The organism is Saccharopolyspora flava, from assembly GCF_900116135.1.
Taxonomy (GTDB): domain Bacteria; phylum Actinomycetota; class Actinomycetes; order Mycobacteriales; family Pseudonocardiaceae; genus Saccharopolyspora; species Saccharopolyspora flava.
On sequence record NZ_FOZX01000009.1, the window covers coordinates 180,445 to 196,312 of the forward strand.

The 15,868-nt window shown below is 70.9% G+C and carries 16 protein-coding genes; 6 read left to right on the forward strand and 10 right to left on the reverse strand.

The annotated features are described in order from the left end of the window. Positions 1-6 precede the first annotated feature (6 nt). The gene (locus tag BM424_RS22955; RefSeq protein WP_245776058.1) at positions 7-1,194 is read right to left on the reverse strand and encodes an AAA family ATPase; all 1,188 of its coding nucleotides are present in this window, start codon (positions 1,192-1,194) and stop codon (positions 7-9) included. A 95-nt stretch (positions 1,195-1,289) separates the two neighbouring features. Beyond that, positions 1,290-2,582, reverse strand: coding sequence for an NDMA-dependent methanol dehydrogenase (gene mdo / locus BM424_RS22960; RefSeq protein WP_093421738.1), 1,293 nt, complete (start codon positions 2,580-2,582; stop codon positions 1,290-1,292). A 284-nt stretch (positions 2,583-2,866) separates the two neighbouring features. On the opposite strand from mdo, the gene mftD reads away from it, so the two are divergent. Beyond that, positions 2,867-4,027: a pre-mycofactocin synthase MftD gene (gene mftD, locus BM424_RS22965; RefSeq protein WP_093421741.1), complete on the forward strand. Its 1,161-nt coding sequence runs from the start codon at positions 2,867-2,869 to the stop codon at positions 4,025-4,027. Between the two features lie 170 nt (positions 4,028-4,197). On the opposite strand, the gene BM424_RS22970 is transcribed toward mftD, so the two are convergent. From BM424_RS22970 to kdgD, 3 genes are all read right to left on the reverse strand, one after another. After that, entirely contained in the window at positions 4,198-5,640 is a 1,443-nt protein-coding gene (locus tag BM424_RS22970) for a GntP family permease (protein WP_093421743.1), read from the reverse strand. Between the two features lie 152 nt (positions 5,641-5,792). Then, positions 5,793-7,115 (reverse strand): enolase C-terminal domain-like protein, encoded by a 1,323-nt coding sequence (locus BM424_RS22975; RefSeq protein WP_093421746.1) that lies wholly within the window; start codon positions 7,113-7,115, stop codon positions 5,793-5,795. Positions 7,116-7,173: 58 nt separating this feature from the next. Beyond that, positions 7,174-8,094 (reverse strand): 5-dehydro-4-deoxyglucarate dehydratase, encoded by a 921-nt coding sequence (gene kdgD, locus BM424_RS22980; protein WP_093421748.1) that lies wholly within the window; start codon positions 8,092-8,094, stop codon positions 7,174-7,176. A 102-nt stretch (positions 8,095-8,196) separates the two neighbouring features. Between kdgD and BM424_RS22985 the strand changes: the two genes are divergently transcribed. Beyond that, the gene (locus BM424_RS22985; protein WP_093421751.1) at positions 8,197-9,066 is read left to right on the forward strand and encodes a LysR family transcriptional regulator; all 870 of its coding nucleotides are present in this window, start codon (positions 8,197-8,199) and stop codon (positions 9,064-9,066) included. A 101-nt stretch (positions 9,067-9,167) separates the two neighbouring features. Beyond that, positions 9,168-10,127, forward strand: a complete 960-nt coding sequence (locus BM424_RS22990) for a hypothetical protein (RefSeq protein ID WP_175548219.1) — start codon at positions 9,168-9,170, stop codon at positions 10,125-10,127. Between the two features lie 16 nt (positions 10,128-10,143). On the opposite strand, the gene BM424_RS22995 is transcribed toward BM424_RS22990, so the two are convergent. Beyond that, complete coding sequence (locus tag BM424_RS22995; RefSeq protein WP_093422001.1) at positions 10,144-10,878, reverse strand: glucose 1-dehydrogenase; 735 nt, start codon at positions 10,876-10,878, stop codon at positions 10,144-10,146. Between the two features lie 95 nt (positions 10,879-10,973). On the opposite strand from BM424_RS22995, the gene lexA reads away from it, so the two are divergent. Beyond that, positions 10,974-11,627 (forward strand): transcriptional repressor LexA, encoded by a 654-nt coding sequence (gene lexA / locus BM424_RS23000; RefSeq protein WP_093422004.1) that lies wholly within the window; start codon positions 10,974-10,976, stop codon positions 11,625-11,627. 15 nt (positions 11,628-11,642) lie between these two features. On the opposite strand, the gene BM424_RS23005 is transcribed toward lexA, so the two are convergent. Beyond that, positions 11,643-12,551 carry a helix-turn-helix domain-containing protein gene (locus BM424_RS23005; protein WP_093422006.1) on the reverse strand — a complete coding sequence of 303 codons (909 nt, stop codon included), beginning with the start codon at positions 12,549-12,551 and terminating at the stop codon, positions 11,643-11,645. Between the two features lie 475 nt (positions 12,552-13,026). Here BM424_RS23005 and BM424_RS23010 point away from each other — a divergent pair, with 475 nt between their 5' ends. Beyond that, the gene (locus BM424_RS23010) at positions 13,027-13,263 is read left to right on the forward strand and encodes a hypothetical protein (protein WP_139274138.1); all 237 of its coding nucleotides are present in this window, start codon (positions 13,027-13,029) and stop codon (positions 13,261-13,263) included. Beyond that, complete coding sequence (locus BM424_RS23015) at positions 13,260-13,670, forward strand: thioesterase, FlK family (RefSeq protein ID WP_093421756.1); 411 nt, start codon at positions 13,260-13,262, stop codon at positions 13,668-13,670. The genes BM424_RS23010 and BM424_RS23015 overlap by 4 nt, the downstream gene beginning before the upstream one ends. A gap of 94 nt (positions 13,671-13,764) precedes the next feature. Here the strand turns inward: BM424_RS23015 and BM424_RS23020 are convergent, their stop codons facing one another. The 3 genes from BM424_RS23020 to BM424_RS23030 form a co-directional block, all read right to left on the reverse strand. Beyond that, entirely contained in the window at positions 13,765-14,454 is a 690-nt protein-coding gene (locus BM424_RS23020; RefSeq protein ID WP_093421759.1) for an HAD family hydrolase, read from the reverse strand. Positions 14,455-14,461: 7 nt separating this feature from the next. Beyond that, a complete protein-coding gene (locus tag BM424_RS23025; RefSeq protein WP_175548220.1) occupies positions 14,462-15,259 on the reverse strand; it encodes an ion transporter in 798 nt (265 codons plus the stop codon). 106 nt (positions 15,260-15,365) lie between these two features. After that, entirely contained in the window at positions 15,366-15,839 is a 474-nt protein-coding gene (locus BM424_RS23030; RefSeq protein WP_093421764.1) for a nucleoside deaminase, read from the reverse strand. Positions 15,840-15,868 lie beyond the last annotated feature (29 nt).

The following is a 15,868-nucleotide window of genomic DNA, read 5'->3' on the forward strand; positions in this document are numbered from 1 at the left end:
CGCTCCTCACGACTTGCGGCGGGTCACCGAGGAGAACGACCGGGCCCCCTGACTGCCGCTGCCCCGCTGCCCGGACGAGGCCGAACCCGGTGCGCCGTAGTAGGAATCGTCGTGCCGGCCCGGCCGGTCCTTGGCCGCGCGGACCTCCCGGCCGTCGACGTCACCGCCGTCGTCGGCGTGGTCGTGCCCGTGCCCATGGCCATGTCCGTGCCCGTGGCCGTGGGACGGCAGCTGCTGGGGGATGTCGCGGTTCGGGTCGGACATGTGCCCGATCACGTCCAGCGCCTGCTGCAGATCGCGCTCGTACTTCACCACGACGTTGACGGTCTCGGCCAGCACCTCCGACCCCAGCTCCTCGGCGCCGAGGACGGCGAGAGTCCGCGCCCAGTCGATGGTTTCCGAGATCGACGGCGCCTTGCGCAGCTTGAGCTCGCGCAGCCGGCGCACCACCGTCACCAGCTGCTCGGCCAGGTGCTCCGGCAGGCCGGTGCGCTTGGAGCGGACGATCTCCAGCTCCCGGTCGTGGTCCGGGTAGTCCAGGAACAGGTGCAGGCAGCGGCGTTTCAGCGCCGCCGACAGGTCGCGGGTGTTGTTGGAGGTCAGCACCACGTACGGCGGGGTCGCCGCGGTGTAGGTGCCGACCTCGGGCACCGACACCTGGAACTCCGCCAGGCACTCCAGCAGCACGGCCTCCAGCGCCTCGTCGGCGCGGTCGACCTCGTCGACCAGCAGCACCGCGGGCTGCTCGCCGCGGATGGCCTCCAGCAGCGGCCGGGCGGCCAGGAACCGGTCGGAGAAGAACACGCTGTCCTGCGCGCCGATCCGGTCGATCGCCGTGGACAGGTCCGGCGCGTCGGCGATGATCTCGCCGATCTTGTCGCGCAGCATCTGGGTGTAGAGCAGCTGCTTGCCGTAGTCCCACTCGTAGAGCGCTTTGCTCTCGTCCTGGCCCTCGTAGCACTGCAACCGCAGCAGCTTTCGCCCGGTGGCCTCCGCGAGCGTCTTGGCCAGCTCGGTCTTGCCCACCCCCGCTGGGCCTTCCAGCAGCAGCGGTTTGTCCAATCTGGACTGGAGGAAGACGGTGGTGGCCAGCCGCCGGTCGGAGATGTAGCCGTGCTCCCCGAAGCGGTTGATCACCTCCTCCACCGACTCGAAGGGCTTGTCTCCGGGCTGATCCGCGATGTCGTCGAGCACTGCGATACCTCCGGGATGCGAGCGGTGCTGGGTGGGAAGGCCGTGGTGCCGCACAGGTCGGAGGGGCGCGACACCACGGCCGGTCCGGGAGGGGATCAGGTCAGCAGGTCGTCCAGATCCCCGGTCATGCAGTGCTCGACGACCGGGCGCACCGTGTCGAACGTGCACTCCTTGGCGTTGCCCGGCGTGCAGGCGTCGCCGAGGACGTGGTTGGTGATGCGGTCGACGTCGGCGGCGTCGCCCTTGATCTCCTTGGAGCGCTCGTAGAACTTCGTCGGGCCCTGGCCGAGCCGGTTCTTGGAGTAGGTGTCGGCGTTGACGTCGACGAAGCGCTCGGTGATGCCCACGTCGCGCAGCAGCCGGATCGCGGCGTTGAGGGCGGCGTCGGCGGCCTGCGGCGCGGTCATGCCGTGGGTGTCGACGCCCATCGCCTCGGCGATCTCGGCGAACCGCTTGTAGGCCACCGGCATGTTGAACGCCCACACCCGCGGCAGCGCGATGGCGTTGTTGAGCCCGTGGTGGGTGTCGTAGAAGGCGCTCACGGCGTGCGAGATCGAGTGGATGATGCCCAGACCGCCGGAGTTGAACGCCTGCGCGGCGATGTACTGCGCGTACATCATGCCCTCGCGGCCCGGCAGGTCCTGGCCGTTCCACACCGCCTGGCGCAGGTTCTCGGCGGTCATCTTCACCGCGTGCAGCGCGTTGCCCAGCGACGGCGGGAAGTTCAGCCGCGAGACGTAGGGCTCGGAGGCGTGGGCGAGCACGTCGAACCCGCACTGCGCGGTGTAGTCGATCGGGCAGTCGTAGTAGAGCACCGGGTCGTCGACGGCCAGCGTGGTCACCGAGTTGTCGTCGAAGGCGACGTACTTGTGCGGGTTGTCCGGGTCGGTGGTGGTGTCGGTGATGACGTACGCCCAGGACGTCTCCGAACCCGTTCCGGCCGTGGTGGACACGGCGATGTGCGGCGGGTTCTTGGGGTTCTCCGACTTGTTGAAGCCCTCGAACTCGTTGACGTTGCGGCCGTCGTGGGCCACCGAGATCCGCGCGCCCTTGCACGCGTCGTGGGAGGAGCCGCCGCCGATGGACACGAACGAGTCGCAGGCGTTCTCCTGGTACATCGCGACGGAGTCCATCACGTTGTAGTCCTTGGGATTGGACTCGACCTGGTCGTAGACCACGACTTCCAGGCCGTGGTAGCGCATCGACTCGACGATCTTGTGCACGATGTCGGTGCCGCGCAGGCCGGAGGTCATCACCAGGGTCTTCTTGAAGCCCAGCTTCAGGGCCTCCGGGCCGATCATCTCGTGCGAACCGGGGCCCAGCAGGGCGCGGGGGAACGGGTGGAACTCCTTGATCGGGAACGGCTTGAGCAGCTCATCGACCTGCATGTCGGTGTCCTTTCCACGCGCCTCGTCGCGCGTTGCTCTCCGGCCGGGCGGGGGAGCGGGACGTCGAACCCGCCTCTGGCCCGGAAGCTAGTGCCCCAGCTCACCCCGGGAGAACGGCAGCGGACCAAGACCCCTCGTCCGAGGCCCCAGGTCGGGACGATCGGGGAGGAGCGCACCCGTCCGATCGGTCAGGTAGCCCGGCTGCCGCCCGTTCGATCGGAGGGGACGTTGGTGGACCGCTCGCACGGTGCCGCCGAGGTCCGCGGGCCCTAGCGTGGTGCGGCATGGCGGAGTGGTTCGAAACAGTGGCGGAGGCGCATCGGCGCGCCCGCAGGCGACTGCCCCGGTCGGTCTACCTGGCGCTGGTGGCCGGCAGCGAACGCGGATCCACGCTGGAGGACAACATCCGGGCCTTCGGCGAGCTCGGCTTCGCCCCGCGCGTGGCGGACCTGCCCGCCGAGCGGGACATGGCCACGACGGTGCTGGGCCAGGAGCTGTCACTGCCGGTGCTGGTGTCCCCGACCGGGGTGCAGGCCGTTCACCCGGAGGGTGAGGTCGCGGTGGCCCGGGCCGCGGCGGAGGCGGGCACGGCGATCGGGCTGTCGTCGTTCGCCAGCCGCGCCGTCGAGGACGTCGCCGAGGCCAACCCGAAGACGTTCTTCCAGGTGTACTGGGTGGGCGACCGGGAGAAGGTGCTGGCCCGCGCCGAGCGCGCCCGCGCGGCCGGGGCGAAGGGGCTCATCGTCACCCTCGACTGGTGCTTCGCCACCGGGCGCGATTGGGGCAGCCCGCCGATCCCGGAGAAGCTTGACCTGCGCACCAAGCTGAGCTTCGCCCCGCAGGGGCTGCTGCGGCCGCGATGGCTGAGCGGGTTCCTCCGGCACGGGCTGCCGGACCTGACCACGCCGAACATGGTGCCGCGCGGCCAGGCCGCCCCGACGTTCTTCGGCGCCTACGGCGAGTGGATGTTCACCCCGCCTCCCACCTGGGAGGACATCGCCTGGCTGCGGGAGCGCTGGGGCGGGCCGTTCATGATCAAGGGCGTCACGCATCCCGACGACGCCCGCCGCGCCCGCGACATCGGCGCCACCGCGATCTCGGTGTCCAACCACGGCGGCAACAACCTCGATTCGACGCCGGCGACGATCCGGTTGCTGCCTGCGATCGCCGAGGCCGTCGGCGGGGACGTCGAGGTGCTGCTCGACGGCGGCGTCCGCCGCGGCAGCGACGTCGTCAAGGCCCTCGCCCTCGGCGCCCGCGCCGTCCTCATCGGACGCGCCTACCTCTGGGGCCTGGCCGCCGAAGGCCAAGCCGGAGTCCGCAACGTCTTCGACATCCTGCGAAGCGGCATCGACTCCTCCCTCCTCGCCTTGGCGCGCCCCTCAATCCACGACCTCACCCCGGAAGACCTCCTCATCCCAGCGGGTTTCACCCGGAAACCCTGATCGGGAGGTCCGGTGACGGTGTCATCGGTGGTTGGCAGTGGACAGTTTTAGCCATAATCACCCATGATCAATGTCCGAATTGTCCGGACAGTTATGGCTAAAACTGTCCCCTGGTGACCCACGACGGCGGCGCCCCTCCCGATGGGAAGGGCGCCGCGCTCCGAGCGGGGTCAGGTGAGGGCGAGGAGTGCGCTGAGGGCGGCGGCGATGAGGAAGGCCGTGCCTCCCATGAACGTCTCCATGAGGGTCCAGGTCTTGAGGGTGGTCCTGATGTCGAGGTCCATGTAGCGGTTGAACAGCCAGAAACCCGAGTCGTTGACGTGGGACAGGACCGTGCCTCCCGCGGCGACCGCGACCACCACCAGGGCGATCTCCGGCTGCGTCAGGCCGAGCTCGTGGATCAGCGGGGCCACGATCGGCGCCGTCGTCACGATCGCCACCGTCTTCGAGCCCAGCGCCACGCGCAACGCGGTGGCGATCAGGAACGCCAGCAGCACCACCGGCAGCGACGTCTGACCCAGCAGGTCCGCCAGCGCCGCACCGGCGCCGGTGGCCTCCAGGACCGCGCCGAACACGCCGCCCGCACCGGTCACCAGCAGCACCAGCGCCACCGGTCCCAGCGAGGCCGACGCGGCCTTCTCGATGCGCTCCATCGAGAACCCGCCGCGCAGGCCCAGCACCCAGAACGAGGCCAGCGTCGCGATCGTCAGCGCGATGACCGGGGCGCCGACGAACGTCAGCACGTCGCGGAACGCGCCCTCCGGCAGCACGACCTCGGCGAAGGTGTTGAGCATGATCAGCACGACCGGCAGCAGGATCACGCCGACGGTCACGCCCAGCGACGGCGGTGCCTTGGTCGTCACGCCACCACCGGTTCCGGCCTGCTCCTCGGCCTCGCCGAGCTGCTGCGCGGGAACCGGGGTGCCCAGCCGGTCGCCGATGCGGGTGCCGAACAGGTACGCCCCGACGAACCAGGCGGGAAGACCGCAGACCAGGCCCATGATCGTCACCCAGCCCAGGTTCGCGCCGAGCAGACCGGCCGCGGCCACCGGGCCCGGGTGCGGAGGCAGCACCGCGTGCATGATCGCCAGGCCGCCGACGGCGGGCAGCGCGATGCTGATCACCGACCGTCCGGAGCGCTGCGCGACCGAGTAGATCAGCGGCAGCAGGATGATGAACCCGACGTCGAAGAACACCGGGATGCCGAAGATCAGCGCGGTCACCCCGACCGCCAGCGGAGCCCGGCGCTCCCCGAAGGCGGCGAGCAGGCGTCCGGACAGCACCTCGGCCGCGCCGGACTCCTGGATCAACCGGCCGAGCATGGCGCCCAGCGCCACGATGATGGCGATCTCGCCGAGGGTCTCGCCCATCCCGTCCTCGAGCAGTCCCGGGATCTCGGCGGGGCTGATGCCGGCCACGGCCGCCACCACGACGCTGACCACCAGCAGCGCCACGAACGCGTGCAGCTTCGCCTTCATCACCAGCAGCAGGAGCAGCGCGATCCCACCCACCACCAGCACCAGCAGGGCCCACGGCGGCAGGCTCCAAGCCCGCTCACCCGCGGCCGACGACGTCGCGCTCAAGAAGTCCACAGCAGATCCGACAGGCATCATTGCCTTCCTCCTCCCACCACCCACCCCCACCCGATCAGGCCCTCAAGTTAAAAACCGCGGTATTCGTCCCGACAAAAACCGCGGTATTCGACCGGTCGAAAACCCCGGTATTTGACTTGAGGGGTCCGATCGGGTGGATCGGGGTGGGGTTTTCAGGGGCGGTCGAGGGCGGGGCGCTTGGGGTCGAAGGTCCAGTTCGGGATGAGGTGGTGCATGGCCGCGGCGTCGTCGCGGGAGCCGAGGCCGTGGTGGAGGTAGAGGTCGTGGGCTTCGGCGACGCGGTCCTCGTCGAGTTCGACGCCGAGGCCGGGGGTTGTGGGGGCAGGAAGGCGGCCTTCGGTGATCTGCAGGGGGTTTCGGGTGAGGCGCTGGCCGTCCTGCCAGATCCAGTGGGTGTCGATCGCGGTGATCTCGCCCGGGGCCGCGGCGGCGACGTGGGTGAACATCGCCAGCGAGACGTCGAAGTGGTTGTTGGAGTGCGAACCCCACGTCAGACCCCAGTCGTGGCAGAACTGCGCCACCCGCACCGACCCGCTCATGGTCCAGAAGTGCGGGTCGGCCAGCGGGATGTCCACCGCGCCCGCCCGGACCGCGTGACCCAGCTGCCGCCAGTCGGTGGCGATCATGTTGGTCGCGGTGGGAAGCCCGGTGGCGCGGCGGAACTCCGCCATCGTCTCCCGCCCCGAGTAGCCGCCCTCGCCGCCGCACGGGTCCTCGGCGTAGGCGAGCGCGTCGCGCAACGAGCGGCCGACCTCGATCGCCTCCGGCAGCGACCAGCAACCGTTGGGGTCCAGGGTGATTCGCGCGTCGGGGAACCGCTCGGCCAGCGCGGTGACCGCCTCGGCCTCCTCGCGGGCGGGCAGCACACCGCCCTTGAGCTTGAAGTCGCGGAACCCGTAGCGCTCGCGGGCCGCCTCGGCCAGCCGCACCACCGCCTCCGGTGTCAGCGCCTCCTCGTGCCGCAACCGCGACCAGTCGTCGCCGTCGCCGGGAGCCTGGTAGGGCAGGCCGGTCCTGGTGCGGTCGCCGACGAAGAACAGGTAGCCCAGCACCGGCACCTCGGCCCGCTGCTGCCCGTCGCCGAGCAGCTCGGCCACCGGCACGCCCAGGTGCTTGCCCAGCAGGTCCTGCATCGCCGACTCGATCGCGGTCACCGCGTGCACGGTGACCCGCAGGTCGAAGGTCTGCGCGCCGCGCCCGCCGGAGTCCCGGTCGGCGAAGCGCGCGTGCACCTCCCGCAGCACCGAGCGCAACCGCGCCACCGGCTGCCCGACGACCAGCTCCGCCGACTCCTCCAGCGTCCGGCGGATCGGCTCACCGCCGGGCACCTCGCCGACCCCGGTGCGCCCCTCGGAATCGGTGAGCACCAGCAGGTTCCGGGTGAAGAACGGCGCATGCGCGCCGCTGAGGTTGAGCAGCATGCTGTCGTGCCCGGCGACCGGGATGACGCGCAGCTGCGAGATCACGGGTGTCATGGGGCTCCCAGTGCTCAGTGCCTGCCGGGCACGCCGTCAGGGGATCGGGGACTGGCGCTCACGCCTCCGGGACGCGGTCGATCAGGTCGGTCAGCAGCCGCATCTCGGTGTCGTCGAGGTCGGTCAGCGGCGCGCGGACCGGACCCGCCGGGCGGCCGATGGCGCGCACACCCGCCTTGACGATGCTCACCGCGTAGCCGGCGCTGCGGTTGCGGATGTCGCAGTAGGGCAGGACGAACTCGTCGAGGTAGCGGTACACGGTGGCCCGGTCGCGTGCGCGGACCGCGTTGTAGAAGCGCACCGCGAACTCGGGCACGAAGTTGTACATCGCCGAGGAGTAGGTCGTCACGCCCATCTCCAGGTAGGGCAGCGCGAACGTCTCGGCGGTGGGCAGGCCGCCGACGTAGGTCAGGCGGTCGCCGACGCGGGAGTAGATGCGGGTCATCTTCTCGATGTCGCCGACGCCGTCCTTGAAGCCGATGAGGTTCGGGCACTCCTCGGCCAGCCGCGCCACCGCCTCGTCGGAGTAGACGGCGTTGGCGCGGCTGTAGATGATCACGCCCAGGTCGGTGGCCGCGCACACCGCGCGGACGTGCTCGATCAGGCCCTCCTGCGGTGCCTCGGTGAGGTAGGGCGGGAGCAGCAGGAGCCCGTCGGCACCGGCGCGCTCGCCCGCGCGGGCCAGCTCCACGGCCGAGGCCGTGCCGTACCCGGCGGGGGCGATCACCGGGACGTCGGCGGGAACCTCCTGCGCGGCGGCGGAGACCACGCGCTCCACCTCGGCGGTGGTCAGCGAGAAGAACTCGCCGGTCCCGCCCGCCGCGAACAGCCCCGTCGCGCCGAAGCCCGACAGCCAGCCGATGTTGTCCCGGTAGGCGGTCTCGTCGAAGCTCAGGTCCTCGCGGAAGTGGGTCACCGGGAACGAGAGAAGCCCGCCGGCAAGCCTTTCGGCGACTTCGGCTGGCGAGAAGCGCGACATCGTTTCCTCCAGGGCCGGTGCTCGGTCGGGAGTGACGTTAGAGTCGCCCATCAATGCGCGTCCAACTCCGAAAAAGCATCCACTGATACCGAGACGGCATCGATGTTCACGATCACCCAACTCGCCGGATTCGTCGCGGTCGCCGAAGAGGGCCACTTCGGCCGCGCCGCCGCCCGGCTGAACATGACCCAGCCGCCGCTGAGCCGCCAGATCCAGCAGCTGGAGCGGGAGCTGGCGGTCCGTCTCATCGACCGCAGCAGCCGGACAGTGCGGCTCACCCCGGCCGGGCGCTCGTTCCTGACCGACGCCCGGCGGCTGCTGCACGACGCCGAGAACGCGGCCCGCTCGGTGCGCCGGGTGACCGGCGGGCGCACCGGCGTGCTCCGGCTGGGTTTCACCGCCACGTCGGCCTACGGCGTGCTCGGCGGGCTGCTCAACACCGCCCGCAGCCACCTGCCGCACGTCGAGGTCGTGCTGCACGAGCTGGTCAGCGGCGACCAGCTGGAGCGCCTGTCCGCCGGCGCCCTGGACCTCGGCCTGGTCCGGCCGCCCACTCCTCCGGGACTGGAATCGCGGCTGTTCCGGGCCGAACCCCTGGTGGCGGCCCTGCCGGTCGAGCACCCGCTCACCGAGCGGGACGAGCTCGAGCCGGCGGACTTCCACGGCGCCGAGGTCGTGGGGTACTCGCCGTTCGCGGCCCGCTACTTCTACGACCTGCTGGCGGCCCTGTTCGGCGAGGCCGGTGTGCACCCGGCCTACGTGCAGCACGCCGACCAGGTGCACACCGTGCTCGCGCTGGTGGAGGTCGGTCTCGGCATCGCCCTGGTGCCCTCGACGGCGGCGCGGCTGCGCTTCGAGGGCGTGGCGCTGCGCCCGGTCCGCCTGCCGGTCCCGGACCCCGTCGAGCTCCACCTCACCTGGCGCGGCAGCAACGACAACCCGGTCCTGCACACGTTCCTCGACCTGCTCTAGAAGCCGTCTACGCCCCGGGGCGCAGGCCGGGTGTCGCGCGCCGACGGATGTTCGCGGCCCCACCCGCGCGCAGCATCGTCGGTGATGAACGGAGGCGCGCGATGACCACGACGATGACGCACGGCCGACGAGTCCTGCGGGCGATGGCGACCGACCTGGCGGAGGCCTACCGGGGCGGGTCGGCCGTGGAGCGCACCTGCTACCGGGTGGCGGCGTTGCTGCTGGTGAGCGGGGTGGTCCACCTCGGTGTGCTGCTGGCGACCGGCGGGCAGTGGAGCGGTCCGCTGTCCTGGCGCAAACCGGCGACCTTCGGCCTGTCGTTCGGGCTGACGCTGGCCACGCTGACCTGGGTGCTGTCGTTCGTGCCGATGCGCGCCCGCACCCGCTCGCGGCTGCTGGTGATCTTCGCGGCGGCGTGCGCGGTGGAGGTCGCCGGGATCACGATGCAGGCCTGGCGGCGGGTCCCGTCGCACTTCATCCCGCCCGAGTCGGCCACCGCCGCCGACGTGGTCGCGGCGGCCTCGGCGGCGCTGGGCGCGGTCGCGATCGTCGGGGTGATCACGACGGCGACCGTCGTGGCGCTGCGCCGCCACGAGGAGCTCCCGCCGAGCATGCGGCTGGCGCTGCGCGTCGGGTTCCTCTCGCTGATGGTCGCCCTGGCCATCGGGGTGCTGATGATGGCCCGGGGGACGGTGCTCACCCGCGTGCAGGGCGATGTGGCGCAGGCGTTCGCGTTCACCGCGGGTCTCAAACCCGCCCACGCCGCCACGATGCACGGCGTGCTGGTGCTGCCCGCGCTGGCCTGGTCGCTGCGCTACGCCGAGCGCTCGGAGCGCTTCCGCCTCGCCGTGATCCGGCTGGCCTCCTGCGGCTACGGGGCCTTCGCCTCGGTCGTGGTGGTGGCGGTGCTCTTCGGCGGAGACCCGACGGGTGGAGTCCCTGCTGTCCTGGAGGGGACGGGCTTCCTGGCGCTCCTCGCGGCGGGAGCGGTGGCGATCCGCGCGATCGCGACGCCTCGGCCGACGACGTGGAACGTGTTTCAGAGGCGTGGTCGCGGGTGAGTCTCCCGGGGGTGATTCATCCGTGCGGTACGCCGGCGGTGGCGCCGCCGTCGACGACGAACTCCGAGCCGGTCGCGAACGACGACTCCTCGCTCGCCAGGAACACCACGAACGCCGCGACCTCCTCCGGGTCGGCGGCGCGGCCCAGGGGAGCCTTGATGATGTCCTCCGGCAGGTCCGCGGTCATCGGCGTGCGGACCATCCCGGGGTGGAGCGAGTTCACCCGGATCCCGTGCGCGGCCAGCTCCACCGCCGCCGACTTCGCCAGCCCCCGCACCGCCCACTTGGTGGCGACGTAGCCGTGCGCCCAAGCGCTTCCGCGCAGGCCCTCGATCGAGGAGACGTTGACGATCGAGCCGCCGCCCGCCGCCTTCATCGGCTCCACCGCGGCCCGCAGGCCCAGGAACGTGCCGGTGAGGTTGACGTCGACGATCTGCTGCCAGTGATCCAGGTCGAAGTGCTCGATCGCGCTGCCGTTGACGATGCCGGCGTTGTTCACCAGGACGTCGAGCAACCCGAACTCGGCCACCGCGAACTCGGTGACCCGCTCCCAGTCCTCCGGCCGGGTCACGTCCAGGTGCGCGTACCGGGCGGCCTCGCCGAGCTCCTCGGCCAGCGCCTGGCCCTGCTCGTCGAGGACGTCGGCGATGACGACCCGTCCGCCTTCGGCGATCAGCGCCCGGGCGTGCGCGGCGCCCATGCCCCGGGCTCCACCGGTGATGACGGCGACCTTGCCCTCCACGCGTCCCATGCGGCCGACGCTACCCGAGACGTAGAACATGTTTCAATCGCGAGCGTTCTGACCAGGTCGATCATGCCTCCGAGGGGAGGATTACGATGGTCCGGATGACCGCATTCGACGACCTCGAGCACCTCGACACCTCGGTCCTGCCGGAGCGCCAGCAGCGCATCCTGGCCACCATCCGGGACTGGGTGGTCGAGCACGGCTACGCGCCGAGCACCCGGCAGATCGGTGAGGCGGTCGGGCTGCGCTCCACCTCCTCGGTGTCGCGGCACCTGGCGGCCCTGGAGGACAAGGGCTTCCTGCGGCGCAGCGAAACCCTCTCCCGGCCGATCGACGTGCGACTCTTCCTGCGGGACAGCGGTTCCCGCTCCGGCGACGAGCACAACGTGCCCGTGCCGGTCGTCGGCGACATCGCCGCCGGGGCGCCCATCTCCGCCGAGGAGCACGTCGACGACGTGCTGACGCTGCCGCGCGAGCTCACCGGACGCGGCAACGTCTTCGGGCTGCGCGTGCGCGGTGACTCGATGGTCGACGCCGCCATCTGCGACGGCGACATCGTCGTGGTGCGCCAGCAGCCCGAGGCGCACTCCGGCCAGATCGTCGCCGCGATGCTCGACGACGAGGCCACGGTCAAGGTGTTCCGCCGCCGCAACGGCCACGTCTACCTCGAACCGCGCAACCCCGACTACGACGTCATCGACGGCGACGACGCGGTCATCCTCGGAACCGTGGTCTCGGTCCTCCGCAACGTCTGACCGGTTCGCTCGTGCTCACGCGTGGGCGCGCAGGGCCGCGATGAGCCACTCGAAGCGCGGCACGTGCGGCTCGAACGCGGGCCAGCCGTTGAGCACGCCCAGCAGCTGCCAGTAGCGCTCCACGCGGCGGTCGGTGAAGGTCTCGACCGTGTCGGCCAGCTCCCGCCGGCGCTGCGCGCTCAGGTCCGGGTCGACGATGCGGTCGAGGATCTCCTTGCCGCGGGCGGATTCCGGTGCGACGCCCTCCCGCAGCGCTTCGGCGCCGTGCTCCATCGTCTTGTCCGGCGTGTAGCCGCCCGGCTGGTCGATGCCCCGCGCCCCGGTCACCGCCATCTCGCGGCAGCGGCGCCGGAAGTCCTCGTCGGCGACGAGCTCGGCGAGCTCGACCCACGCCTCCACCTGCTCGGTGGTGGGGTCGTCCGGCAGCGTTGGTGGCATCGAGCGCATCCCCTGGGCGATGTGCGCGCCCGGGGCGTCGTCGTCGATGCCCTCGAAGGTCGTGCCGACGAAGTCGTCGATGACGCGCTGGCGCTCGTCGGCCGACATCTTGGCCACTTCGTGCATGGTCCTCATCTCCTCGGTGGTGGTTCCGCGTCGAGCGATCCACCGCAGCACGGCGCGCCGGGTCTGCAGGGTGCGCAGCTCGCCGTCGAGCGCCCGCAGGTGCTCCTCGGCGACGTCCTGGACCGTGACCTGGCGCGACAGCACCTGCCGCACCGAGGCCAGGTCCAGCCCCAGTTCCCGCAGCGTGCGCACCAGGTCCAGGCGCGCCACGGCCTCGGCGTCGTAGAGCCGGTAGCCGCCGGCCGAACGGGCGCTGGGCGTCACGACCTCGCTGTCGGACCAGAAGCGGATGGTCCGCACCGCGAGCCCGGTTCGCTGCGCCAGCTCGCCGATGGTGAACAGCTCGGGTTTCTCGCTCACGGGATCCACCTTCGACCTTCCACCGGCTGGAGACTCAACCCCATTCTCCGGAAAACCGTCAGACCAGGCCAATCACTCCCCAAACAACCCATCGTGGGAGCCTGAAGCAGACCTATGGGTAATGATGAGGAAGTCCCTGTGGTGGCGGCTCGTGTTGGGGTGGGGGAAGTTTTCATGAAAACTTCCCCCACCCCAACACGACCGCGTCCGAGAAGTGAGTGCGGGGCGGAGCGGTCCGGATCGGCGTTTCCTGTGAGAAGGTCCACAGTGGATTAGCGAAACAGATTCGTACCGTGCCGGTTTAGTTGTTCCACTTTCGGATGATCCTCTGTGGACTCTCCCTCACGGGCGGGTTCGACATGCCGTCCGATCGGTGAATGCACAAGATCAACGCCCTTCAGTTCCGATCTCGGTCCGGTCGATACTCCGGACGAAGCGGACGGCGGGTCCGCCGGAGTCGAACAGGAGGAGTGAGATGACTGCTGTAGGGCTGAATCGATACGGGTCGGTGACGGGAACCCTCGCGCTGAACTGTCCACTGTGCACCGACGAGGTGCGGTGGCTGGAACCGCCGCTGCTGCGCTGGTTCTGCCCCGACTGCGCCGTGTTCTGGCGCGACCCCTGCGAACCGGGTCTGCGGGAGGACCCGATCCGCAGCGGCGGCGCCGTGATCACCACCGCACCGGCGCTGCTGGGAGGGGAGTTCGCGTGACCAACACCCAGCCGGTCCAGGTGCACAGCTGCACGCGGACCATCACCGCCGCGCACACCGTGCCGAGCATCCTGCCCGGAACCCTGCTCGCGCGGCGCGGCGAACCGGTGCTGGCCACCGGCACCCTGATCGCGATGCTGGAGGACGCGACCTGGGAGCTGCTGGCCCCCGACGTCCCCGACGAGTTCGCGATGCTCGGCTGCGGCGGCGTCTACGAGCACACCGCGCCCACGCTGCCCGGTCAGGTGGTGCGCATCGAGGTCGAGCGCGGCCCGGCACCCGACGTCGGCCGCCAGACCTGGACCGCCCGCGCGATCAACGTCGACACCGGACAGCAGGCCGGAGTGCTGCACCACCAGGTGGCCACCGTCGACCGCGCCCGCTTCTACCGGAAGCTCGGGCGATGAGCAGTTCGTTAGCCGAACGCCTGGACGTGGCCTGCTCACCCGCGCAGACGCGAGCAGGCCGTCCAGGACGTGGTTTTCAGCCCAAAACGCCGTTTCAGCCCAGCGCCGCCCGGAGCTCGTCCGGGGCGGGCAGGGCGTCGAAGACGACCTCGGCGCCGGCGGACCGCAGTTCGTCGGCGCTGTGGGAACCGGTGGCGACCGCGACCAGCCGCGCACCCGACTCGTGGGCCGCGCGCACGTCGTTGAGCGTGTCGCCGATGAGCACGATCCGCTCGGCCGGGAAGTCGATGCCCAGCCGGCGCGCCGCCCTCTCCCGGGCGACCGGAACCAGGCCGCCCCGGCGCAGGTGGTCGTCGCCGAACGCGCCGATCGCCAGGTCGAAGTGGCCGAGCAGGTCGAACGCGCCGAGCTTGATCCGCGCGACCTGCGCGGTGTTGCCGGTCAGCACGCTCTGGTGCACCGAGGGATCGGCGTCGAACGCCGACAGCGCCTCCCGCACCCCGGGAAGCACCCGGCCGCGGGACACCAGCTCCCCGCGCACCTCCTCGAAGACCTCGGCCAGCGCGGTGGTCATCGCCGCGACCCGCTCCTCGGTCGGTTCGAGGTCGTGGGCGCGCAGCATCCGGTCGATGGTGCCGAGATCGGTGCGCCCGTCCAGCAACGCCGGTTCCCGCACCGGTTCCCCGGTGACCTGCGGGAAGATCCGCTCGTAGGCCGCGCCGCCCAGCCCCACCGAATCGATCAGCGTGTGGTCGACGTCCCACAAGACGAGCCGGTCATCCATGGCGCTCCTAGTCGGTCGAGGTGGTCTGCCCGGCAGGATGCAGGCGGCGGACCTCGTCACGCAGCTGCTGGATCTCGGCGAGCAGGATCGTGGTCTGGTTCTCCTCCGCCCGCTCGTGCTCGCGGGCCACCTGCGACTCCATCGCCGAGACCGTCACCGCGATGAACAGGTTGAGCACGGTGAACGTGGTGACCGCGATGTAGGCGATGAAGAAGATCCAGGCCAGCGGCTCGGCCTCCATCACCGAGCGCGCCACCTCCGACCAGGCCTCCCCGGTCATGACCTGGAACAGGGTGAACAGCGAGGACCCCAGGTCGCCGAAGTACTCCGGCGCGACGGTGCTGAACAGCTTGGTGGCGATCACCGAGCCCACGTAGAGGATCAGCACCAGCAACGCCGCGATCGAGGTCATCCCCGGCAGCGCGCTCAGCAGCGCGCCGACGACCCGCCGCATGCTGGGGACCGCCGAGATCAGCCGCAGCGCCCGCAGGATCCGCAGCGCCCGCAGCACCCCGAGCGAACCGGTGGCGGGCAGCAGCGCGACGCCCACGATGATCGCGTCGAAGCAGTTCCACGGGTCGCGGAAGAAGCGCGGCCCGTGCGCGTAGAGGCGCGCGGCGAGCTCGACGGTGAAGATCGCCAGGGCGATCCGGTCGGCCGCGTGCAGCACCTCGCCGTACTCGGCGACCAGGGAAGGCGAGGTCTCGCAGCCCAGCGTCACCGCGTTGAGCAGGATGACCCCGATGATGAACTGCTGGAACCGCGGCGCCTCGACCAGCTCGCGCAATCGCTCGCGTGTGCTCACGTGTTGTCCCCCGATGTCGTACCCGGTGTGATCGGTGATCAACTTAGCCGGAGGCCTCCGGGAACCCGCGCAGGCACGACCGACTGTCGCCGACGGCACAGCGGCATCAGCTCCGGCGGGCGTGCAGCGCGCGCACCTCCGCTGCCAGCTCCGGGTCCGGGCCGTCGACGTCGGCGCCGGGCACGATCAGCTCGATCGGCAGCGCCGCGACGGGGGAGACGGGCAGTCCCAGCTCGGCGGCCCACTCGCCGAGCTGCGCCGACGAGGAGGCGTAGACGATGCGGCCCAGCCCGACCCAGGCGTGCGCCGCCGAGCACATCGGGCAGTGCTCGCCGGAGGTGTAGACGGTGCAGCGCGGGCGGATCGCGGCGGCGACGTTGCCGGCCGCCCACCGCGCGATCGCGAACTCCGGGTGCTGCGTGGCGTCGCCGCCCGACACGCGGTTGTGGTCCTCGAACAGCACGTCGCCCTCGGGGGAGACCAGGACGGAGCCGAACGGTTCGTCCCCGGACTCCAGTGCTCGGGTCGCGAGCCCCACCGCGCGGCGCAGGAAATCGCGGTCGATGTCGCTGATGGTCATCCGCTCACGCTAGCGCGGGCCGCTCACCG

Bases quoted from the DNA above. Each gene is read 5' to 3' on its own strand.
- mdo (WP_093421738.1), bottom strand. From the start codon at position 2,582: ATGCAGGTCGATGAGCTGCTCAAGCCGTTCCCGATCAAGGAGTTCCAC.
- mftD (WP_093421741.1), top strand. From the start codon at position 2,867: ATGGCGGAGTGGTTCGAAACAGTGGCGGAGGCGCATCGGCGCGCCCGC.
- BM424_RS22970 (WP_093421743.1), bottom strand. From the start codon at position 5,640: ATGATGCCTGTCGGATCTGCTGTGGACTTCTTGAGCGCGACGTCGTCG.
- BM424_RS22975 (WP_093421746.1), bottom strand. From the start codon at position 7,115: ATGACACCCGTGATCTCGCAGCTGCGCGTCATCCCGGTCGCCGGGCAC.
- kdgD (WP_093421748.1), bottom strand. From the start codon at position 8,094: ATGTCGCGCTTCTCGCCAGCCGAAGTCGCCGAAAGGCTTGCCGGCGGG.
- BM424_RS22985 (WP_093421751.1), top strand. From the start codon at position 8,197: ATGTTCACGATCACCCAACTCGCCGGATTCGTCGCGGTCGCCGAAGAG.
- BM424_RS22990 (WP_175548219.1), top strand. From the start codon at position 9,168: ATGACCACGACGATGACGCACGGCCGACGAGTCCTGCGGGCGATGGCG.
- BM424_RS22995 (WP_093422001.1), bottom strand. From the start codon at position 10,878: ATGGGACGCGTGGAGGGCAAGGTCGCCGTCATCACCGGTGGAGCCCGG.
- lexA (WP_093422004.1), top strand. From the start codon at position 10,974: ATGACCGCATTCGACGACCTCGAGCACCTCGACACCTCGGTCCTGCCG.
- BM424_RS23010 (WP_139274138.1), top strand. From the start codon at position 13,027: ATGACTGCTGTAGGGCTGAATCGATACGGGTCGGTGACGGGAACCCTC.
- BM424_RS23020 (WP_093421759.1), bottom strand. From the start codon at position 14,454: ATGGATGACCGGCTCGTCTTGTGGGACGTCGACCACACGCTGATCGAT.
- BM424_RS23030 (WP_093421764.1), bottom strand. From the start codon at position 15,839: ATGACCATCAGCGACATCGACCGCGATTTCCTGCGCCGCGCGGTGGGG.